This window comes from Micromonospora fiedleri, from assembly GCF_016774385.1.
Lineage (GTDB): Bacteria > Actinomycetota > Actinomycetes > Mycobacteriales > Micromonosporaceae > Micromonospora > Micromonospora gifhornensis.
Window position 1 is genome coordinate 1 of record NZ_JAETXL010000011.1, and the last position, 21,553, is coordinate 21,553.

Consider the following 21,553-nt stretch of genomic DNA (forward strand, 5'->3'; position numbering starts at 1 on the left):
GTCACCTCCACCCCGGCATCGTCACCCGGCTCAGCGAAAGCAGGCGAACCCACCGCCACCACACCGGCCAGCAGCGCACCGGACGCACCGGCGGCCAGCAGCCGCTTACGACTCCATGTGTTCATTCGTATTGCTCCGTTCTTCGTCTGTGATTACTGGGCTTGTCGCGGATCGGCGGCGCAGTCGACGCCGGAGTGTTGCGCGGTGACGACAGTCGTCACGTCCTTGCCGTCGACCGAGCCGCTGACGCGGACGGTCGCCGTACCGGCCGGCATGGAGGCGGTACGGGTGGTGAACTGCTGGTAGGCGTTGCCACCGGGCGCCACGGCGGCGAAGACACGTTCGCCGTACGCGGTCTGCACGGTGACGTCGACCGGCGCGTCGTGGTCGTTGCGGACCTGCACCGCCAGGTACGCCCGCCCGGCCACGCATCGCGGCTGCGCGGTCACCGTCACCGGCAGCTCCGGTACGACACCCGGGTCGTCGGCGAAGACCCGCCACTCGGTGATCGCCACCGCCGAGTAGGTGGTGCCGTTGCCGTTGGCCCGGATCGTGGCCCGCACCCGCGAGGTGGTGACCGGGTCGAAGGAGACGGTGTTGAAGGCGGTGGTGCTGGTGCCGTAGTCGGCGGCCCCGGTCACGTCGCGCCAGGACGAGCCGGTCTCGTCCCAGTACTGGAGCACCCAGCCGTCGGGTTGGGCGACCCCGTCGCCGGAGCCCTGGTTGGAGTCGCGCCAGAACTTCAGCTCGGTGCCGGTGATCCGTACCGGACGCGACCAGGTGTACTGCACCCACTGGGTGGCCGGCCGGGTGCCGGACCAGGTGCCCCAGATCTGGGCCTGGCCCGGGTTCGTCGGGTCGGCGTCGTCGTTGAGCGCGGTGAGGCTGTTCCAGCTCGCCGTGTAGGAGGCGGCCGGGGTGGCGATCGGCGCGATGTTGCCGGTCAGCGGGCCGGACAGGTCCGCCGGGATGGCCACCGTCTTGGCGGTCTCCAGGTTCCCGGCCACGTCGAGCGCGCGGAACGACAGGGTGTGCCGGTTGGCGTCCGGTGCGGCGACCGGGCCGGTGTAGGTCTGCCATCCGCCGGTGCCGATGGCGTACTCGATCCGGGCCACCCCGGAGGTCGCGTCGGTCGCGGTCACCGTGACCGCCCGGGTGGTGCTGTGCACGGTGGCCGTGCTGACCGGCGCGACGGCGTCGATGCGTACGGCGAGACTGGCCGGTGTCGAGACGTTGCCGGCGCGGTCGGTCGCGGTCGCCGTGACGGTGTGCTCGCCGTCGCCGGTGACGGTGACGTCGACGTGCCGCACGCCGTTCACGACGGCCGGCTCGCCGTCGTCGACCCGCGAGGAGATGCGCAACCGGCCGCCCCGGTCGTCGACACCGGCGACCCGCACCCGCACCGACGAGCGGAACCAGCCGGCACTGCCGGCGCTGCCACTGGGCGTGAGCGTCACCGTCGGCGCGGTCTCGTCGCCTTCGGTGTCGTCCGGGGAGATCACGGTGAGCTGCGCGGAGACCCGCCCGGCGGCGTAGCCGAGCACGGTGCCGGAGATGGTGAAGGTCCGGGGCGTCGCCACGTCGTCCGGCGTGACCTCGTCCCAGTAGACCGGCACGCGCAGCGTCTCGGCGCCGAAGGAGACCGGCAGGGTGTCGGGCAGGTCGGTCTCCCCCACCTCCACCGTCATCGCCGGCGCGTTGACCGTCTCCGGCTGCGCGGCGAGGACCTTCCACTCCTCGACCGCCACCGCCGAGTAGGTGCTGCCGTTGGTCGAGGCGTCGAAGACCGCCCGGACCTGCGTGGTGGTCACCGGGTCGAAGGTGGTGTTCTGGAAGCCCTGGGAGCCGGTCGGGTAGCCGCTGGGGTTCGGCACGTCGGCCCACTGCCCGATGTCGAGGTTCCAGTACTGGATGCGCCAGCGGGCGGGTGCGGCCACCCCGACCCCGGTGCCCTGCGGCTGGTCGTTCCAGAACTCGATCTGCGAACCGGTGATCCGCATCGGCTGGTCCCAGGTGTACTGCACCCACTGCTGCGGCGGGTTGTTGCCGGTCCAGGTGCCCCACATGTCCGGCGGCAACGGGTTACGTCGGACGATCTCGTCGTTGAGCGCCTTCACCCAGTACTGGGTGGGTACCGGCTCGTTGGAGACGGTGACCCGCGCATCCTGGGCGATGTTCGGCCGGGGAGTGAGGTCACGGCCCTTGGCCGGGGTCGGGGTGACCATCTTGATCCGGGGCGGGGTCTGCGTGTCGTCCCACTCCAGCGGGTCGATCGCCACCGACCGGCGGAAGTGACCACCGTCCACCGCGTCGGCGGTGTGGTACGCGAGGTACCACTGCCCGTCGAACTCCACCACGCCCGGGTGGCTGGTGGTCGAGGAGACCGGCCGCAGGAAGGTCCCCCGGTAGGTCCACGGCCCCTGCGGGGACGACGCCGTCGCGTACGCCAGGCAGGCGTGGTAGTTCGCCGGGGTGCACTGCGAGGTCGGGCCGGCGTTGTTGCCGGCGTACGCCAGGTAGTAGGTGCCGTTGCGCTTGAACGCCCAGGCGCCCTCGAAGAAGCCGGTCAACCCGGTGACGGTACGCACCGCACCGATCGGCGTCTTCATGTCCTGGCCGAGTTCGAGCATCCGCAGCTGGCTGAACGAACCCCACCACAGGTAGACCCGCTGGTCGGGGCCTTCGCCGTCGACCAGGATCGTCGGGTCGATGTTGTGGATGGTGTTGGGGGTCGGCACCCGCTGCGAGACGATCGGTCCGCCCGCGTGGTCGGTCCACGGGCCGGTCGGGCTCGACGAGACGGCCACGCCGATGGCGAACTTGTCCGACACCGGGCTGTCCCGCTCGTGGATCGGGACGTACCAGTAGTAGCGGCCGTCCACGCCCCGGACCACCTGACCGGCGTACGCGCGGCCGGGGGTCGCCCAGGCGAACGTGGTCTCCGGGCGCATCAACGACGGGAAGTGGGTCCACTGGCCCGCCTCCACGTCGGTGGTCCGCAACGCCCCCCACTCGTTCATGATGAAGTCATTGGTGGCCGGTCCGGCCTGGTCGTGGCCGGTGTAGATGTAGAGCTGGTCGTGGTCGTTGCCGGGGGCGCCGGCCGGCACCACCAGGGGCGCCGGGTCGGCGGAGTAGTAGCTGCCGTCACCGAGGATCGGGTTGACGGTGTTGGTGAAGGTGTACGACTCGGGTTCGGCGGCCTGCGCCGGGCCGGCGATGCCGGTCAGGCCGGCGGCGACGAGCCCGACGACCGCCGCCACGGCGACCGCCCGACGTGGACGGTGGCGCGAGGGTGGGGCGACGGAGCGTCCCACGGTGGTGTTCACGGTGTCCATCTCTCCTCACTGGGACGAGTGGGTGGTGGCGGCGCCGATGCGCCGGCGCCGCCACCAGGGGGAGGTCAGCCGCAGGTGAGCGCGCCGAACGGTGCCTCGAACTGCACGGTGACCGGCTCGCCGTCGACGATTCCGGTGGCCTTCACCGTCGCCGTCGCCGCCTGCACCGACGTGGCGCGGGTGTTGAACGCCTGGAAGGCGGACTTGCCGGACGCCACGTCGGCGACCGTCCGCGACCCGTACGGCGTGACCAGCTCGATGGTGAGCGGCACGTCCTCGGCGTTGCGGGCGTTGACCGTGACGTAGACGTTGCGACCGGTGCAGCGGGTGCTGGCCTGCACCTCGACGTCCCACGTCGGCGTCTCGGGCGGGTTGCCCACGGTGAGGGTCAGCGTGGTCCGGGTGGCCCCGGCCTGGCTGACGTACGGCGGCAGGATCAGGTCACCGATGATGGTGTACCGGCCGGGGACGTTGACGATGTTCTCGTCGAAGTTCCACTCGACCCCGATGGCCTGGTTGTCCCGGGAACCGTCGTTGTAGGAGACCGACACCTTCTCCGGCAACCAGGGCAGCTCGCCCACCTCGACGGCCTGCTCGAAGGTCTCGGCACCCTGGATCGAGATACCGCCGGTGGACATCTCCGGTCGCACGTAGATGCGGGCCTCGGCGATCAGGCCGTACGCGTCGTTGGTGCCGTAGACCACGAACGGGTCCACGTTCGGCTCCGCCACCTGCTCGGGCGTGATCTCCTGCCAGTTGAACGCCACCGTGCCGCGGGCGCCGCTGGCGTAGACCGCGTCGAGCGTGGCCGGCAGGGTCGGCACCTGCCCCACACCGGTGCGGATGAGCACCGGCGAGCGCACCGAGTCGACCGTCTCGCCGTTGGCCCGCCAGCGCAGGACGCCGGTGCCGGCCCCGCTGCCCTGCAGACCCCAGATGCGGATACGCAGGTGGCTGGCGGTGATCGGGGCGAAATCGAAGTGGTTGTAGCGGTTGGTGGCCAGCCCACCGGCGTACGTCGAGTCACCGGTGAGGGTGACCGGCGTCCAGGTGCTGCCGTTCGTCGACCACTCGATGGCGTACGTGCCGGCGGTCGGGCGGCGGGTGCCGCCGTTGTCGTCGTACCAGTAGATGTCCGTCGAGGACAGGCGCACCGGGGCGTCCCAGCGGTACTGGATCCAGGCCTGGCGTTCCAGGCTGGTGCCGTTGGCCGGCTGACCCCAGTTGCCCCAGCCCTGGCCGGTGCCCGGGTTCGAGTTGGCCGGGTTGGCGGGGTCGTTGACCCGGGAGTGGTTCTCCCACGAGGCGGTGCCGCTGGTGCTGATCGTCGCCGAGGCACCGAACTCCGCGCTGACCTCCCGCTCGGTGAGGGTCACCGCGACGGTGGCCGTCGAGCGCTTCTCGCCGTCGTCGGCGACGAACCGGAACACGTAGTCGCCGGCGATCGTGCCGGTGACCCGGGTGGACAGCGCCTGCGCGTCGGCGAAGATGACGCCGGCACCCTCCGGGGCGGAGACGGTCTCCCAGCCGAAGGTCAGGTCGCTGTCGTACGGGATGCCGTCGTCGGTGGCGGTGGCGACCAGCCGGGTGGACAGGTTGCCGTCGGTCGAGTTGTCCCGGGCGGCGGTGACGACCGGCGCCTGGTTGGTGACCTCGGGCACGTCCCGACCGGAGTCGAAGACCTGGATCTCGGAGATGGCGGTGAAGAAGGTCGGGTTGTTGGTGAAGGCGATGCGGACCTTGTCCGAGGTGACGGTGTCGAACAGCGCCTCGTTGAACTTCGCCGACGGTACGGTCGGGTTCTTGAACTGGTTCGGCACCTCACGCCAGCCGCTGTCACCGTCGGGCACCTGGATCCACCAGCGGGCGGGTTCCCGGTAGCCGGCGGCCTGCCGGTCGCTGACGAAGAAGACCTTCACGTTGTCGAAGGACTTCGCCGCACCCAGGTCCAACTCGACGTAGCCGTTGCGCTCGGTGGTGCCGTAGTTGCCCCAGTAGGGCTCGTTGGCGGTGACCCCGTCGGTGACGGCCGCCAGCGACACCGGGCGCTCGGTCACCGAGATCGCGCCGGGGGTGTAGTTCATCGAGGTGCTGCTCCAGCCGGGCGTGTGGAACTGCCGCCACGGCGTCGGCCGCACCCCCTGCTGGGTGTACGACGAGCTGAGCTGCGCGCCCTGCGCCAGGTTCGGCGCGTCCTCGGTGAGGTCGATGCCGGCGGTCTTGAGGTAGCCGACGACCCGCTCGTCGGCGATCGGGGTGTCCACCGCGGCCGGGAAGTCGGTCCCTTCGGTAGCGGTGAAGGTGACGGTGAGGCCGTCGGCGGCCTGGACCTGGTTGGTGTTCGGGTCGTAGGTGAGCTTGCCGAGCTTGTCGGTGCTGACCTTCTTCTCCCCGTTGAGGAAGAGGCTGTAACCCGCGCCGAGGCCGTACTCGCTGCCGTCCGGGTCCCAGACGATCGTCACGTCCTGCCCGTGGTAGCGCAGGTTGTTGACCATGAAGTGGTCGTACCCGAACTCGATCGGCCAGAGCTCGATCTTGTCATCGGAACGTGGCTGGATGCCCGCCATGTCCTCGATGAAGATGTAGTTCATGTTGCCGAGCATGATGTGGTTCTGGTTGTTGCGGTTGTAGGTGCGGGTGTTCGGGTTCCAGTTGGAGTAGTACTCCGCCTGGTTCGCGATCCGCATGTCCGCGTTCGGGTAGATGCTCCAGGCCATCCAGTCCAGCAGCCGCTTGGCGTACGCCGGGGTGATGTACTTCTGCTCCGGGTCGTAGTGCCGCAGGGCGGAGCGGACACCGCGGTACTGCACGGTGAAGTTGATGTTGGAGAAGTTGTTCGAGCCGCCGATGCCGTAGGCGGCGCGGTCGTACTGGTTCGCGGTGTAGAACGGGAAGATCGGGAAGTTGTCGCCGTAGGTCAGGAAGCGGAAACCGTCGACGTAGGTCTGCCACTGGTCCTTGGGGATCAGGTTCTCGGCGTAGACGTCGTAGAGGTTCGACTCCTTGGCCGGGATCAGGTTGCGGGCCGACGCGGGCAGTGGGTTGGCCCGCCCGTTGGCGCTGGCCGCGCTGGTGGCGCCGTGCGACGTGCCGGCCAGGAACATCCGCATGTCCGGGCTCCAGAGCCGGTTGAGGATCGCGTCGCGGATCTGGTCGGCGTTCGTCGCCATCTCGTCGACCTTGGCCTGGTCGGCGTCGGCGAGCTGGTAGAGCTGCCGGGCCGCGTCGAAGGCACCCCAGACGTACGCCGACTCGGGCCGCTCGATGGTCCGCGCGCCGGGAGCGCCGGCGTTGGACTTCGGGAAGCCGAAGGTGATGGCGTCGGCGTCGTTGCCCGGCATGTAGTTGGTGTCGTACGCGATCAGCTTGTCGTTGTTGCCGTCGTAGTGTTCGAGCTGGCCGACGCCGTCGCCCTCGAAGTACCCGGCGAACTTGCGGGCGATGTCCTTGCCACCACCGTGCACGTTGTACGCCTCGAGCCCGGCGGTGCCGAGGTACTGCGAGTAGTGGTTGTTCCAGCTGGTGTGCCCCGGGCTGTCCAGGAAGGCCGACGAGCCGGACAGCTCACCGATGTTGAGGATCTGCCCGTACGGCAGGTACGGCGTACGCAGCCACTTGGTGTCCTGCAGGTGCATCGGCTGGGTCAGCGCGACGGCGTTCTGGTAGAGGTTCACCCCCTCGATCGTCGTCGGGTACTGGTAGACGTGACCGGAGGCGTTGGCGTCGAGCGAGTTGTACCGCTCACCCCACCAGCGGTAGACGATGGCCTTCTCCAACGCCGGGTCGGGCACGTCGATGTACGGGACGTCCTGCGCCCAGCGGCGGTTGAACTCGGTGATGCCGGTGCGCACGGCCTGCGCCGGGGACAGTTCGGCGTACTCCTGGTAGCTCTGCACCGTCTCCGGCAGGGTGACCGAGGAGACCGCGCCGACGACCGACAGCGACGTCGAGCCACCGGCCGGGACGGTGATCTCCCGGTCCAGGTTGCTGCCGCTGCGGGTGAAGCCGGCACCGGTCAGGTCCATGCGGATGGTGTCCCACGCCGTGTCGACCAGGCCGTTGTTGGAGCCGCTGGTGATGGTGCGGGTGCCGGTCAGCGCGTCCTCGCCGGCCGCCTGGGTGGCCAGCGGTGACGCGGCGCGGACGGTGAAGGTGGCCGCCTCGTCGCCGGAGTTGCTGAACTCGATGGCGGTGACCGCCACGTTGTCGTAGGTGATGAACTTGGTCAGGTTCGCGGTGACCCCGGTGGACCCGATGGTGTAGCGGCTCCTGGCGTGGCTGGGGGCGTTGAACCGGTGGGCGTTGACCTCGCTGACGGTCTGCCCGGGCACCGTGACGGTGTAGAGGTTGCCGAGGTTGTTCGGGCCGCCGACGAACGCGCTGCCGGCGAAGCCCATGACGGTGAAGTTGTTGTTGCTCGCGCCCCGCATGTACAGCGAACGGCCTCGGGTCATCAGCACCGCTGACCCGAGGGCGCCCTGCACGCCGAGAATGCGGTCGAGGTAGTAGTCGGTGCCGCCGTCGGCGAGGTCCTTGTCGAAGATCGACTGGTGCATGCTGCCCGCGGTGAACGGCACCCCGGGGCGCAGCTGGTTGGCGACGTCGCCGACGTTGCTGTACACCGGGTCACCGATGTCCATGACGTGGCTCTGTCCGTTGGTGTAAACCCCGACGTCGCCCTCGTTGCCGGGCAGGATCGGGCTCGCCGCGTGGGCAGGGGACGGTACGGCGACCGACCCTGTCACCACGAGCGCGGCAAGGGCTGCCCAGAGGGGCGCCCTTCGCACGCGTCTACGGATCATTTCCTTCCTCCTTGTTCTCGGCGCGGGGGCGGGTGAGGCGCCCGGTCGCACCTGTGGCGGTGATTCGAACGGCTGTGTCGTCATCGGTCATCGACCGCTGTGAGCGCTAACATCACGGCTGCCCCGGCGCCGGTTCCGGCAGGGCGGTGTCGGTGGGAAGCCAGACCCGCATGGTGGAGGGACCGCGATTGGCCCAGGCGTGGTACGGCACCAGTGGCACGTCGTCGAACTCGTCGACCGGCACCGGCGCCGACTCGACGGCGTCGGCCCGGTAGGGCCAGTCGTGTTCCTGCCCGCGCACCTGGCGGCACCGCACGAGGACCTGACCGTCGAGCAGGCGCGGCGGTCGACCGGCGTCGACGCGGAGGTCGTCGACGCTGGCCACGCCCGGCACGTCCACCGACTCCAGGGCGTACACGAGTGGGCCGCGTTCCACCGCGACACAGCCGCGCACCGCGTCGATGCGGCTGTCCGGATGCACGAACCGGGGCGCCATCGGCAGCCGCAGCACCAGCTCGTCGCCGCGCCGCCACGCCCGATGCTCGGTGAACACGCCCGCAGCCACCGGCCGGGTCACCCCGTCGAGGGTCACGCTCGCCCCCTGGTCGGCCCACCCGGGCACCCGCAACGACAGCGACCAGGGGTGCTCGTCGTCGCTGTCGACCCGTACCCGGATCTCCCCGTCGTACGGGTATTGCGTCGTGATGCGTACCCGTCGGCTGCGCCCGTCGGCGAGGTGCTGCTCGACCGTGCCGGTCAGGTACTGGTGCAGTTGCAGCCCGTCGTCGTCGCAGGTCGCGACGTACGCCGACAGGCTGGCCAGGGTGCGGGCCACGTTGGTCGGGCAGCAGGACACCTCGAACCAGGGCGCCCGCAGTGACGCCGCCGCCCGCAGGCTGGGCCGGTCGGTGTCGGGCGTGATGCCGAGTTCCCGACGGTGCAGGGTGTTGGTGTAGAAGAAGCTCTGCCCGTCGGCCGCCGGGGAGGTCGACACCACGTTGAACAGCGTCCGCTCGATCAGGTCGGCGTACCGGGGGTCGCCGTCGGCGAGCAGCAGTCGCCAGGCCAGCATCACCGAGCCGATGCCCGCGCAGGTCTCCGAGTAGGCGCGGTCGGGGGGCAGCATCCAGTCCCCGCCGAACGCCTCGTCCTGGTGCCGGGAGCCCTGCCCACCGGTGACGTAGGTGCGCCGCGACACCGTGTTGCGCCACTGGCCGCGCACCGCGTCCAGCAGGCCGGCGTCCTTCAACTCGACGGCGACGTCGACCGCACCGGCGGCCAGATAGTTCGCCCGTACCGCGTGGCCACGCAGCACCGTCGCCTGCCGGACCGGCTGGTCGTCCTGGAAGTACTCCCGGCCGAACTCCACGTCGGCGAGCCGGCCGTGACCGCGCCGGTCGACGAAGAGGGCGGCCTGGGTCAGATAACGCTCCTGGCCGGTGGCGCGCGCGAACTCCACGAGCGCGGTCTCGATCTCCGCGTGCCCGCAGACGCTGTCGATGCCGTCCGGTCCGAAGGTCTGGCACACGTTGTCGGCGGCCCGGCAGGCGATGTCGAGCAGCCCGTCGTCGGTGTCCGGGCGGGTCCGGATCCGGGCGACCGCGGCCTGCAGCAGATGTCCGACGCAGTAGAGCTCGTGCCCCCATTCCAGGTCGGACCAGCGCGGTGCCTGCCCCGGCCGACCGAACCTGGTGTTCAGGTAGCCGTCGGGCTGCTGGGCCGCGCCGACCCGCCGCACGATCGCACGGAACCGCGACTCCAGTTCCGCGTCGTCGGTCCGGCCGATCTCCCAGGCCATGGCCTCCAGGAACTTGTAGACCTCGGAGTCGGAGAACTCGCGTCCCCGGCGCTCACCGGGGTCGCCCCCGTTCGCGGTCAGGTCGAAGTTGCGGATCCAGCCCTCGCGCTCGAGCCAGTGCTCGATGTGCCGGAGTGTGGCCGCACCGTTGATCGACTGACGCTCACCCCAGAATCCGCCGGTGATCTCCACGTCCCGCAGATCGAGGGGCCGCAGGCGGCCCTGGGCCGGCAGAACGGGTGCGGCCGAATGCGCGTTGCCGCTCATGGTCATCCTTTCAGCGCGCCGGACATGAAGCCGCGCACGTAGTGTCGTTGGAGCAGGAGGAACAGGACGATGCACGGAAGGGCGAGCACGACGACGCCCGCCTCGGTCGCCCCGTAGTCGACGACACCCTGGACCTGGCCACGCAGATTCGACACCGCGAGCGGGAGGGTCATCCGCTCGGAGTCGTTGATCAGGATGAGTGGGGCCATGAAGTCGTTCCACGCGGCGAGGAACCCGAACAGCCCGACGGTGATCAGGCCCGGCTTGACGGCGGGCAGCAGCACCCGCCACAGCGCGCCGAACGACGAGCAACCGTCGACCATCGCGGCCTCGTCGAGTTCGCGTGGCACCGCTTCGAAGGAGATGCGCATCAGGAAGGTGGAGAACGGCAGCTGGAACATCGTGAGCACGAGCGCCACGCCGACCAGGGAGTTCTGCAGCCCCACCTGGTTGAGCAGCACGTAGAGCGGGATCAGCAGGGTTGCGTACGGGACCATCAGGATGGCGAGCGTGATCAGGAAGAGCAGGTTCTTCCCGGGGAAGCGGAACCGCGCGAAGGCGTAACCGCCGAGGAAGGAGATCAGCAGCGTCAGGGTGACCGTGAGCAGCGAGACGAACGCCGAGTTGGCGAGGTAGCGCCAGATGCCGGCCTGGTAGGCGGCGAGCGTGCGGTAGTTGCCGAACCCCCAGCCGTCCACCTGGTTCGTGCCGGGCTGCGGGGACACCGAGGCGACGGCCGTCCAGACCAGCGGCGCCAGGAAGATCAGCGCGACCGCCCCGGTGAACACCCAGTACGGCGTACGCAGGGCGATGCCGGCGATGGTCATGCCCTCGGCCTTCTTCCGACCCTCGTGCCGCGACGGTGTCGGCGGCGCGGGTCCGTCGGTGACGGCCGATTCGGTGGTGGATGCGACGGTCATCGGCGTCAGCTCTCCTCGGACCGGAAGGCGCGCATCTGCAACGCGTTGATCAGGATCAGGGCCAGCAGCACGATGACGGAGATGGCCGCCGCCACCCCCAGGTCGTTCTGGCCTTGGAACGCCACCATGTAGATCAGTTGGACCACGGTGATCGTGCTGTTGTCCGGGCCGCCCTTGGTCAGGATGTAGAACTGCTCGAAGGCGAGCAGGGAGCCGGTCACGCAGAGCACTGTCGTCAACGCCAGCGTGGGGCGCAGCAGCGGCAGGGTGACCTTCCGGAAGGTCTGCCAGCGGCTGGCGCCGTCGGTGCGGGCGGCCTCGTACACGTCGGCCGGGATGCCCTGCAGGCCGACGAGCATGAGCACCATGTAGAACCCGGCGTAGCGCCAGACGATCAGGAACGTGGTGGAGATCAGCGCCGCGGTCGGCGAGCCGAGGAAGGTGAGACCGAACCGGTCCATCACCGGCGCCAGCGGGCTCGCGTACGGCGAGTAGAGCACATAGAACAGCAGCGACGCCGAGGCCAGCCCGAGGGCGCTGGGGATCAGGAACGACGCGCGGAGCAGGTTGTTCCAGCGGCTCGACTCCTGCACGAGCAGGGCCAGTCCCAGGCCGAGCGCCAGCAGCAGGACGGTCGCGAGCGCGGTGTACTTGAGGGTGAACACCACCGACTCGGTGAAGAAGCGGTGGTCGACCGCCTTGACGAAGTTGTCGGGGGCGTTGATCCCCTGGTCTCCGCGCAGCAGCGACCATTTCGACAGCGACATCCGGATGACCAGCAGCAGCGGCACGGCGAACAACAGCGCCACGAAGACCGCCGTCGGGGTCGCGTAGAGCCAGCCGAGCAGGGCCTGGCGGCCGCGCGGCCGGGTGCGACGCCGGGTCGCCGCACCCGGCGGGCGAGACGGTGCGGTGACGCTCATGGAAACCTCTCGTTCGTTCGGTGGCGGGATCGTCGAGGCGTTCGGGTCGCCCGCAGGCGTGTGCCGACCTGACACCGGTCGTCGGACGGCGCACGCCTGCGGGGCTCACCTACTGCTTGAGGACGGCGGTGATCTCGTCGTTGTCCTTCTTCAGGTCACCGCTGCCGTTGAGGACCTGGTTGCGCACCAGGGTCAGCCACGGGCTGTTCGGCGCGTTGAACGCCTGCTGGAAGTTCAGCGCGACCGGGGTGCCGCCCTTGCCGGCGACCTCGTTGATGGTGACCAGGCGCGGGTCCTCGGCGGCGTACTTGTTGTTGGCCAGGTCGGCGCGGGAGACCACGTCCTTGTTCTTGGCCAGCACCTCGACCTGGGCCTGCTCGGACATCATCCAGCTGAGGAAGTTCCAGGCCTGGGCGGCCTTCTTCGAGTCCTTCGAGATGCCGATGCCGTCGCCGCCGACGAAGGTGGAGGCGCCGCCGTTGGGGCCGGGGATGCCGGCGACCCCGGCGTCGAACGGGGTCGAGGAGAGCAGCGTCGCCGGGTACAGCATCAGGCCGACCTTGCCCTCGGTGAAGGGCGCGGTCCAGGTGGGACCGGTCTCGCCGGCCGAGGCGGGCAGCACCGCGCCCGAGCGCCACAGGTCATGCCAGATGCGGTAGACCTGCTGCGCGGTCTCGTCGGCGAGTTTGGACTCCGTACCGTCCTCACTGAGCACCTGACCGCCGCCGGCCCAGATCGACGGGAACCAGGTGAACAGCAGGCAGCCGCCGCAGTTCAGCCCGGCCGCCGTACCGTAGACGCCGTCCTTGCCCATCGCCTGGATCGCCTTGGCCGCGGCGGCGTACTCCTCAAGCGACGCCGGGGCCTTCTCCGGGTCGAGTCCGGCCTCGGTGAACAGCTGCTTGTTCCAGAACAGCATCGACAGGTCCAGCACGAAGGGCAGGACGTGTTCCTTGCCCTCGCGGGTGCCGGCCGACAGGTGTCCCTTGTTGATGGAGTCCTTGAAGTCCAGGCCGTTGATGTTCGAGCTGAGGTCCTGGAAGAGGCCCTGCTCGACCCAGTTCGGCACGTAGACGATGTCGGCGGCGAAGAGGTCCGGCAGACCATCGGAGCCGGCTGCCGCACCGACCTTGGCGACGTAGTCGTCATTGGGTACGACGGTGAGCTTGACCTGGTTCTGGTGGCTGGCGTTGTACGCGTCGACAAGCAGCTTCGCCTGCTTCTCCAGCGGCGCACGGGTCCACAGTGTCAGTTCACTGCCGTCGTCGACGCCGGTGGGACCGGCGTCGGCCGCGCTCGGGCCGCTCGGCTCGTCGCTGCCACACGCCGCGACGCCAAGGGTGAGCGTCGCGGCCAGGACTCCCGCCAGCGATCGTAGGGCAGTCCGCCTGCCCAGGGATGTGCTCATGGTCCTCTCCTAGGGTTCATCAACCGGGCGCGAAACCGCCGAGCGGTCTCCGCCAGCCGAGGTGTGCAGTGTCGAGTTGCCGCGTCAGGTGGATGGGGCGAGGCGGTGACATCACGGTCGGGCGTCGGACAGGTCGAGCCGACCCGCGACGCGGTTCTGCGCGCACCACCGCCGAAGTCACCGCCATGGCGAGGTGGCACCCATCACGTTCCGCCGATAGGGTGCTTCACGAAAACGGTTTCGGCAAGATGTCGTACGGGTAAAACCGAGGCCGATTTTCGGCCCACCCCGGACTTCCGCTTGTGTCAGTCTTCGCACTACGCTGGCCGGAATCATGAGGCTAGCCAACGGCTGCCGGGTTTCTGAAATTGTTGCGAAAGGCTTTCGAGTGGGCCGACGACGATCGCAGTCAGTGACGCTGAGTGATGTGGCGCGCCACGCTGGTGTCTCGATGGCCACCGCGTCCAAGGCCATCAACGGTCGCCCCGAGGTCGCCTCGGCCACCCGGGAACGGGTCCTGCGCGCCGCCGCCGAGCTGTCCTTCCAACCGAACGTGCTCGCCTCCGGGCTGATCTCCGGTCGCACCCGTACGGTGGGGCTGCTCACCGACGAACTGGGCGGCAGATTCGCCATGTCCATCCTGCTCGGGGCCGAGAACGCCCTCGGCAACGGGCAGATGTCCGTGCTGCTCTGCGACGCGCGCGGCGACGCCATCCGCCGCCAGCACTACATCCGCACCCTGCTGGCCCGCCAGGTCGACGGATTCATCGTGGTCGGTGACAGCAACGAGGTGAGCCCGTCGCTGACCCAGCACATCCCGGTGCCGGTGGTCTACGCGTACGCCCAGTCCACCGACCCGAACGACCTGTCGATCGTCGCCGACGACGAGGGCGGGGCCCGGCTCGCTGCCGAACACCTGGTCTCGCACGGGCGGCGCCGGATCGGGCACATCACCGGCCCGGACAGTTACCGCGCCGCCCGCGACCGGGCCGCCGGGCTGCGCACGGTCCTCACCGAGGCCGGTCTCGTACCGGCCGGCGACCCGCTGTTCGGAGAATGGTCCCAGCGGTGGGGTCGGCACGCGGCACGTCTGCTGCTGGCCGCCCGACCGGACGTGGACGCGATCTTCTGCGGCAACGACCAGGTGGCCGCCGGCGTCGCGGACACGCTGCGCGACCTCGGCCGCCAGATCCCGGACGACGTGGCGATCGTCGGCTACGACAACTGGGAACTCTTCGCCGAGGAGTGCCGTCCACCACTGACCACCGTGGACCTCAACCTCGAACAACTCGGCGCGACCGCGGTCCAGCACCTCATCGCGGCACTGGACGGCAACGCCACCGGTGGGGTGATCCGGCAGCAGGGCCGCCTGGTCGTCCGCGAGTCCACCGGACCGGCCCTCACCCGCCACTGACCCTGGTAGCGCGGTGCCGCACCGCCGGCACCCATCGCTCGGAGGCCGTGTGACGGTTCGAGGGCACCCGCGCGTCAGGCGTCAGGTGCCGCGCGACAGGCACGCCCGACCATGTCCGGGCCGCCGCCCGGCAAGTCGAGGGCACCCGCGCGCGTCAGGTGCCGCGTGATGGGCCGGACAGGGTCAGGTCCGCGGTTGCGTGGTCGTCGTCGCAGGGTGCCGTCGCGCTGCGGCGGATGACCAGCTCCGGCACCAGTACGTCACGGCGGGGCCGCGAGCCCGACGCGGGCCGGTCGAGTTGCGCCAGCAACAGTCGCAGACTGCGCCGACCCAGCTCGGCAAAATCCTGCCGGACCGAGGTCAGCGGCGGCAGGAAGTGGGCACCGTCGGCGGTGCCGTCGAAACCGACCACGCTGACCTCACCCGGTACCCGCCGACCGGCCTCGTGCAGCGCCCGAAGCACACCGAGGGCGAGCTGGTCGCTGGCGCAGAAGATGGCCGTGACGCTGCGGTCGCGGGCGAGCCGCTCGCCCTGCTCGTAGCCGGTACCGGCGCTCCAGTCACCGGGCACCACGGCGGGCGTCGGCGCCCCGGCGGCCCGCAGCGCGGCATGCCAGCCGGCGACCCGTTCCCGCGCCTCCGGCCAGTCCTGCGGTCCGGCGAGGTGGTGAACGGTGGTGTGGCCCAGGTCGAGCAGGTGTCGGGTGGCGAGCCTGGCACCTTCGACGTTGTCGATCTGCGCACTCGACACGGCCTCGGTGCAGCCGCCACCCACGGTCACCGCCGGCAGCCCGGACGACGCCTCGGCCAGGGCGTCGGCCATGGCAGGCTTGGGTGCGATGGCGATGATCCCTTCGACCGACTGGCGGCGGAGCCAGTCGACCGCGTCGAACACCGATCGACGATCCAGGTGCCGCAGGCTGGCGACGCTGACGAAGTAGCCCGCGGCCCGAGCCGCGCCCTCGATGGCGTACAGCATGGAGGTGGGCCCGTAGAGCGGGCTCTCGTAGCCGACGATCCCGAGCGTGCCGGAGCGTCGGGTGACCAGGGCGCGGGCGGCCGGATTCAACCGGTAGTCGAGCCGGCGCATCGCGTCCAGGACGCGCTGTCGGGTGTGGTCGGCGACGTACGGATGCCCGTTGATGACGCGGGAGACCGTCTGGGCCGACACGCCCGCCAGTTCCGCGACGTCCCGCATGATCGAACGGCCCGAAGCTCTGACCGGCCGTTCGGCTTCGTTGCCGCGTGCGAGGGCGGACGGGGCTGGTCGCTCCCTGTCCGGCCGGGCACGGCCGCTGTTCTCGATCACCCTGCTCTCCTCGTCAGGAGGTGCCCGCGCGACGCGCGGCGAAGGAAGCGGTGGCCCCCTCCACCACCGACGTCACCTGACCTCTGACAATGAACGCCGAAAGCGATTTCGGCAATGCCCGTCAGGAGATTCGCACAGAAAGCTGAGGCAGCCCTCTCCCCCTTTCGCCCCCGACCGTCCACACCCACCCCACCCAACCCTCCCCCACCACCCCACTCCGCCCCGCCCCACCTCGCCCTGCCCTCTCGCCTGCCCCGCCCTCGCACCCGCGCCTACCCCCGCGATCTTGCACCTTCGGTCGCCGGTATACGGCTTTTGGTCCGTTAAGTCCCGACCAAAAGTGCAAGATCGGCGCGGGCGGGGCGCGCGAGTCGCGGACGAGGCGCGGGGCAGGGGTGAGCGAGGGGTGGGGTGAGGGCGGGGTGAGGGGCGGACAAGGGCGGAGTGAGGGCCGGTGGGGTGGAGGGTGGGCAGCTTTGCGGACGAAAGGGTTTTCGGCAAGAGGCGCCGGGAATTACGGCGGTGCCCGCGAAACGGAGGTTGAGGCGACTGTTGCGTCACGCCGCGCCACCTTAGTTTGTATAGAAGCCAATCTATATCACCTCTTGGTGTTCGGGTGTCGGCGATCACCGAGGGGACTGACGAGTGGAGGAGCCTCATGAGATCGTTCAGAACGGGCGCGCGGATCATGGTGGCGATGGTCGCCACGCTGGCCACCATCGGCGGGGGCGCGATCGTGGTCACCGCAGCGCAGGCCGCCGTTGCCGTGGCCTGCCGGGTCGACTACCGGGTGACCAGTCAATGGTCCGGCGGCTTCGGTGCCGACGTCACCATCACCAACCTCGGTGACCCGGTCAACGGATGGAAGCTGACCTGGGCGTACCCCGCTGGGCAGCGCGTCGTCCAGGCGTGGAACGCCACCGTCACCCAGACCGGCACCCAGGTCAGCGCCACAAACGTCAGCTACAACGGCGTCCTGGCCACCGGCGCGGGCGCCGCCTTCGGCTTCAACGGCTACTTCAGCGACAGCAACCCGGCACCGGCCTCGTACGCCCTCAACGGGGTGACCTGCACCAGCGCGCCGGGCACACCCACGCCGACCACCCCCGCACCCACCACCCCCGCACCCACCACCCCCGCGCCGACGACGCCGCCACCGACGAACCCGCCGCCGACCAGCGGCTGGAACCCGCCGGCCCACCTGGTGTCGCCGCTGAACCAGGTGTGGCAGCACGTGGAGCAGACCTACAACAACGGCAACCTGTACGGCTTCCGCAACTACGGCTGGGACCAGGTGATGGCCAACCGCGGCTACCTCAACTTCTGCGTCCGCTGGGACTCCTCCGCCCCCGTCACGGCGACCCAACGGGACCAGATCCACGCCACCCTCGCCCGCCAGTACAAGAAGTGGATGGACGTGATGGTCGGCCACAACGCCTGGCCGTACCGGGACGTGCCGATCCGGGTCGTCGGCTGGGCGGTACGCGACCGCAACCAGTTGCAATGGAACGACAACTCTGTGGACGTCTACGTCAACAACATCCGGGAGAACGCGCCGCAGTGCGCCCCCGAGTGCGGCCGGTTCTTCAACCAAGGCGGCCAGTACCCCAACTGCCCGGGTGGGGCGGCCCGGCACTACGACCAGTCACTGTGGTTGACCGACGGGTTCGGCGGTGGCGCCGGTGGCGACTGGGGCCAGCGGATGGGTCGCGAGTACTTCATGTCGAACCTCAACGCCGAGAACATGCACATCCTGCTGCACGAGATCGGGCACACGTTCGGCCTCGACGACTTCTACGACTGGACGCCCTCGGGCGTCGGAGGGTTCCTGATGCGGGCCGGCAGCGCCAGCTCGATCACCGAGTTCGACGCCTGGATGTTCCGGGACTGGTGGCGCCACCTCAAGAGCCGGTACGGCTACTGACCGCGTCGGCGCGCCCCCGGCCCCCGTGTCCGGGGGTGCGCCGAGGAGACCGGATCAGTGGTTGACGTCGTAGACCGCCAACTGCACACCGTTGCCGTACGTGGCGTGCTCGACAAGCGTCAACTGCTGCTTGTCGGCCCCGTCCGGGGCGAACAGCCGCCGGCCACCGCCGAGCAGCAGCGGGAAGATGAGCAGGTGGTACCGGTCGACCAGGCCGGCGGCGGCGAGCCCCTGGGCGAGGGTGGCGCTGCCGTGCACCAGGATCGTGCCGCCGTCGCCCTGCTTGAGCGCGGCGACCTCGTCGAGCGACCGCAACACGGTGGTGTTGTGCCACTGCGGGTCGGTGAGCGTGGTCGACACCACGTACTTCGGCATCGCGTTGTACTCGGCGAACTCCTCCATGGTCGGCCATACCGGCGCGAACTCGTCGTAGCTGACCCGACCGATCAGCAACGCGCCCGCCTCCTGCTCCTCGCGGGCCTTGATCTCCCACACGGCCTCGTCCATCGGCACGTCCTTGAACGTCCAACCGGCGTGCGGGTGGCTGCCACCGCCCGGCGAGTCGATCACGCCGTCGAGGGACATGAACTCGGTGACGATCAACGTACGCATGGCGCGGGTCTCCTTCATCGGCGATCTGTGGTGCCTTCACCAGAACGTCGAACGGGCCCGGCGGGATTCGACAGCCGACGAAGACATTTTTTCTCGCCGACGAGCAGTGCCCCGCCGATGCGAAAACTCGCACCGACGGGGCACCGAGGTACTTCAGAGGACTACTTCTTGCCCTTCTTGTCCTTCTTGGGCTTGTCCTTCTTGTCCTTCTTGGGCTTCTTGGGCTTCTCGGGCTTGCCCGGGTCCGCGTCACCGATGGTGATCGTGGCCTTGTTGAAGTTGTTGCGCTTGTCGGCCTTCGACGGGTCGTAGTTCTTCTCGATGTTGCCCGCCGCGTCGACCGAGAACCAGTGGAAGGTCGTCGTCTCGGTCACGTGGAACACCTCGCCCGGCTCCCGGAACTCGGTCGCCTTGTAACGGGGCGAGTCGAGGGTCGGGCGGCTGCCGTCGATGGTGTAGTAGATGGTCGCCGGCTCGCTGACCTCGAACCGCACGTCGACCGGGCCGGAGAACCGGCCGGCACCCGGCACCAGCGTGGAGGTGGGAGCCTTCTTGTCCTTGCCCCACTCCGCCGCGATCCGGAACATCTCCATGATGCCGTTGGCGTACTCCATGGTCTCGGCGTGCCCGCTGACCAGCTCGGGGTTGCCCTCCCACGGCGGCTGGAACGAGCCGCCCTGCCAGTTGCCGGTCGCCGGGTTGTAGACCGAGCCACCGACCTCCCAGCCGAAGGAGAAGATCCCGTAGGTGTGGTACAGGTCCTCGCGGACGTTGCCGGCGGACGAGTAGAGCACGTCGGAGGAGCCACCCACGTTCTCGGGCGTGACCACGGTCTCCCGGTACGCCTTCACCTGGGACAGGATGCGGGAGGCGGCCTGCCAGTAGAACATCTCGTCACCCAGCGGCGGACGAGGAGTGGTGACCCGACCGTCGGCCTTGTAGGCGCCCGGCTGCCAGAACAGCTGGCCACCGTTGGAGTGCACCGACATGAAGAACTTGATGTTCGAGTACGTCTCGGCGAGCCAGACGATGTTCTTCGCCTCCGGCTCCGACAGCTTCTCCGGACCCTGGTACGTGTTGCTGGTGCAGACGAACGAACCGCCCGAGTAACCGTCCTGGGCGGAACCCACCCGGTAGTTACGGTTCAGGTCGACGCCCCACGAGTTACGGCGAGCCGGGTCGGCGTCCGCGTCCGGGCAGTGGTTGGTCATGTTGCGCCGCTGCGAGGCGAAGTTGTAGAAGCTGTAGTTCGCCCCGTCGGGGTTGTTGCTCGGGATCAGGAAGATGTCGGTGTTGTCGACGATCTTCTTGGTCTCCTTGTCGGTCTTGTAGTTGGCGACGAGCCGCTCCGCGGTCTCCAGGGTCGTCGTCGCCGGCACCCACTCGCGGGCGTGGTCCTGCGCCTGGATCAGCACGCCGGGCTTCTTGCCGTCACGGTGCTTGCCGATCCGCAGCACGCGGACCGTGTTCGGGCCGCGCGGCACGTCACCCTCGGGCGCACCGACACGCTTCTCGTCGAGGAAGTCGCTCAGCGCCACCGGCGCCGTCGGCTGCACGATGCCGGTGCCGGTGTTCGTGCGGTACGGGTGCGCCCGGTCGATCAGCCCGTTGGACTGGGTCTTGAGCGCCGTCGCGACCTGCGCGGCGGTGCTGGCCAGCGCACCGGAGGAGTCCTTGGCGAGCAGGACCCGCACGGCCTTGCCGGTGACCTCGACGGCCAGCGGCAGGTTGGCGCCGGGCCGGTCGACGAACTCGACGGTGATGTCGTTGCCGCCCTCGTGGCCCCAGGCCGCGGAGCTGACGACGACCGCGGACTGGCCGGTGCCACCGATGGTGGCCTGCGCCTTGCGCTGGTAGCCGTTCGTCTTGTACGGCAGGTAGACGATCTCGGCGATCTTCGGGTTCTCCCGAGCGATCTCCTCCATCCGGTCGTGCAGCTGCTGCGGGTGCTTGTAGCCGTCGACCAGGTTCCACTTGTAGCCCGGCTTGTCGGTCAGCGGCGGCTCGCCGTCTTCCAACCAGTCGGACACCGGGCCGACCGCGACGCCACCGGTGGAGCTGGTGACCCGGATCTGGCTCGGACGGGTGTCCAGCTTGAACAGGTTCCGGTGGAACATGTACTGACCGGAGTCGATGAAACGGCTCATCGTCCGGGCGAAGGCGAACTCGGTGCCCTTGCCGGAGTCGTTCTCCAGCTGCATGCCGACGATCGGGTTCGTCTGCGCGCCCTCGGTGGTGCGGGCCTCGACGTAGAGGAAGCCCTGGCCCTTGGTGGTGAACCAGTCGGCGCGGGCGATGCGTACGGCCGCCTGGTGGCTGGAGGTCGACGTGCTCGTCGCCGCGGTGCTGTCGGTCGACGCGGCCGCCACAGCGGACCGCGCGGCGACCCGCGCGCCGGCGGCGGCGAAGCCGCCGTCAGCCTCATCGCTCCAGGTGAAACCCTCACCCTCGGCCAGGACCCGGACGCCCATCGCCTCAAGTTCGGCGAGCTGCTCGGGCGTCACCACCACCTCGGCCTCGATGCCGTCCGGCACCCGCGTCAGGCCGTGTTCCAGGTCGAAGCCGGCGGCCGCCACCTCGTCCAGCATGTCGGAGCCGGTCAGGTGGACGCGCACCACGTCGGTGTGGTCCGCGTGCTCCAGGTGGGAGCGCTCGGCGTCGGCCGCCGGCGCCGGCGCCGGCGCGGACTCCGCGACCGCCGGCTGGCCCGCCAGCAGGACGCTTCCCACCAGAACGGGTACTACGAGAAGAGCGATGCGTTGTCGAGTGCGCCGCATTCTCGCCTCCTTCTGCTTGTGCAAGTGTGGGAAGCAACGTATCGGCGGCGACCGCCCTCGC

11 protein-coding genes are annotated in these 21,553 nt (G+C 69.5%); 2 read left to right on the forward strand and 9 right to left on the reverse strand.

Annotated elements, in window-relative coordinates:
* Positions 1-152: 152 nt before the first annotated feature.
* The 6 genes from JMF97_RS26055 to JMF97_RS26080 form a co-directional block, all read right to left on the reverse strand.
* A complete protein-coding gene (locus tag JMF97_RS26055; protein ID WP_203223920.1) occupies positions 153-3,338 on the reverse strand; it encodes an OmpL47-type beta-barrel domain-containing protein in 3,186 nt (1,061 codons plus the stop codon).
* Positions 3,339-3,403: 65 nt separating this feature from the next.
* On the reverse strand, positions 3,404-8,140 hold the full coding sequence (locus JMF97_RS26060; RefSeq protein WP_238360184.1) for a discoidin domain-containing protein: 4,737 nt from the start codon (positions 8,138-8,140) through the stop codon (positions 3,404-3,406).
* 112 nt (positions 8,141-8,252) lie between these two features.
* Entirely contained in the window at positions 8,253-10,205 is a 1,953-nt protein-coding gene (locus tag JMF97_RS26065) for a glycoside hydrolase family 127 protein (RefSeq protein ID WP_203223921.1), read from the reverse strand.
* Positions 10,206-10,207: 2 nt separating this feature from the next.
* The gene (locus tag JMF97_RS26070) at positions 10,208-11,125 is read right to left on the reverse strand and encodes a carbohydrate ABC transporter permease (protein ID WP_203223922.1); all 918 of its coding nucleotides are present in this window, start codon (positions 11,123-11,125) and stop codon (positions 10,208-10,210) included.
* Between the two features lie 5 nt (positions 11,126-11,130).
* Positions 11,131-12,048, reverse strand: coding sequence for a carbohydrate ABC transporter permease (locus tag JMF97_RS26075; RefSeq protein WP_203223923.1), 918 nt, complete (start codon positions 12,046-12,048; stop codon positions 11,131-11,133).
* 109 nt (positions 12,049-12,157) lie between these two features.
* Positions 12,158-13,456: an ABC transporter substrate-binding protein gene (locus tag JMF97_RS26080; RefSeq protein ID WP_203223924.1), complete on the reverse strand. Its 1,299-nt coding sequence runs from the start codon at positions 13,454-13,456 to the stop codon at positions 12,158-12,160.
* 388 nt (positions 13,457-13,844) lie between these two features.
* Here JMF97_RS26080 and JMF97_RS26085 point away from each other — a divergent pair, with 388 nt between their 5' ends.
* On the forward strand, positions 13,845-14,870 hold the full coding sequence (locus tag JMF97_RS26085; RefSeq protein ID WP_203223925.1) for a LacI family DNA-binding transcriptional regulator: 1,026 nt from the start codon (positions 13,845-13,847) through the stop codon (positions 14,868-14,870).
* Between the two features lie 154 nt (positions 14,871-15,024).
* On the opposite strand, the gene JMF97_RS26090 is transcribed toward JMF97_RS26085, so the two are convergent.
* Entirely contained in the window at positions 15,025-16,068 is a 1,044-nt protein-coding gene (locus tag JMF97_RS26090; RefSeq protein WP_203223926.1) for a LacI family DNA-binding transcriptional regulator, read from the reverse strand.
* 769 nt (positions 16,069-16,837) lie between these two features.
* On the opposite strand from JMF97_RS26090, the gene JMF97_RS26095 reads away from it, so the two are divergent.
* Positions 16,838-18,103: a cellulose-binding domain-containing protein gene (locus JMF97_RS26095; RefSeq protein WP_203223927.1), complete on the forward strand. Its 1,266-nt coding sequence runs from the start codon at positions 16,838-16,840 to the stop codon at positions 18,101-18,103.
* A gap of 54 nt (positions 18,104-18,157) precedes the next feature.
* On the opposite strand, the gene JMF97_RS26100 is transcribed toward JMF97_RS26095, so the two are convergent.
* Positions 18,158-18,715: a dihydrofolate reductase family protein gene (locus JMF97_RS26100; protein WP_013733478.1), complete on the reverse strand. Its 558-nt coding sequence runs from the start codon at positions 18,713-18,715 to the stop codon at positions 18,158-18,160.
* 161 nt (positions 18,716-18,876) lie between these two features.
* Positions 18,877-21,492 carry a M14 family zinc carboxypeptidase gene (locus JMF97_RS26105; protein WP_203223928.1) on the reverse strand — a complete coding sequence of 872 codons (2,616 nt, stop codon included), beginning with the start codon at positions 21,490-21,492 and terminating at the stop codon, positions 18,877-18,879.
* Positions 21,493-21,553 lie beyond the last annotated feature (61 nt).

Excerpts from the sequence above, each read along its gene's own strand:
- JMF97_RS26055 (WP_203223920.1), bottom strand. The coding sequence starts at position 3,338 with ATGGACACCGTGAACACCACCGTGGGACGCTCCGTCGCCCCACCCTCG.
- JMF97_RS26065 (WP_203223921.1), bottom strand. The coding sequence starts at position 10,205 with ATGAGCGGCAACGCGCATTCGGCCGCACCCGTTCTGCCGGCCCAGGGC.
- JMF97_RS26070 (WP_203223922.1), bottom strand. The coding sequence starts at position 11,125 with ATGACCGTCGCATCCACCACCGAATCGGCCGTCACCGACGGACCCGCG.
- JMF97_RS26090 (WP_203223926.1), bottom strand. The coding sequence starts at position 16,068 with ATGCGGGACGTCGCGGAACTGGCGGGCGTGTCGGCCCAGACGGTCTCC.
- JMF97_RS26080 (WP_203223924.1), bottom strand. The coding sequence starts at position 13,456 with ATGAGCACATCCCTGGGCAGGCGGACTGCCCTACGATCGCTGGCGGGA.
- JMF97_RS26095 (WP_203223927.1), top strand. The coding sequence starts at position 16,838 with ATGAGATCGTTCAGAACGGGCGCGCGGATCATGGTGGCGATGGTCGCC.
- JMF97_RS26100 (WP_013733478.1), bottom strand. The coding sequence starts at position 18,715 with ATGCGTACGTTGATCGTCACCGAGTTCATGTCCCTCGACGGCGTGATC.
- JMF97_RS26075 (WP_203223923.1), bottom strand. The coding sequence starts at position 12,048 with ATGAGCGTCACCGCACCGTCTCGCCCGCCGGGTGCGGCGACCCGGCGT.
- JMF97_RS26060 (WP_238360184.1), bottom strand. The coding sequence starts at position 8,140 with ATGATCCGTAGACGCGTGCGAAGGGCGCCCCTCTGGGCAGCCCTTGCC.
- JMF97_RS26105 (WP_203223928.1), bottom strand. The coding sequence starts at position 21,492 with ATGCGGCGCACTCGACAACGCATCGCTCTTCTCGTAGTACCCGTTCTG.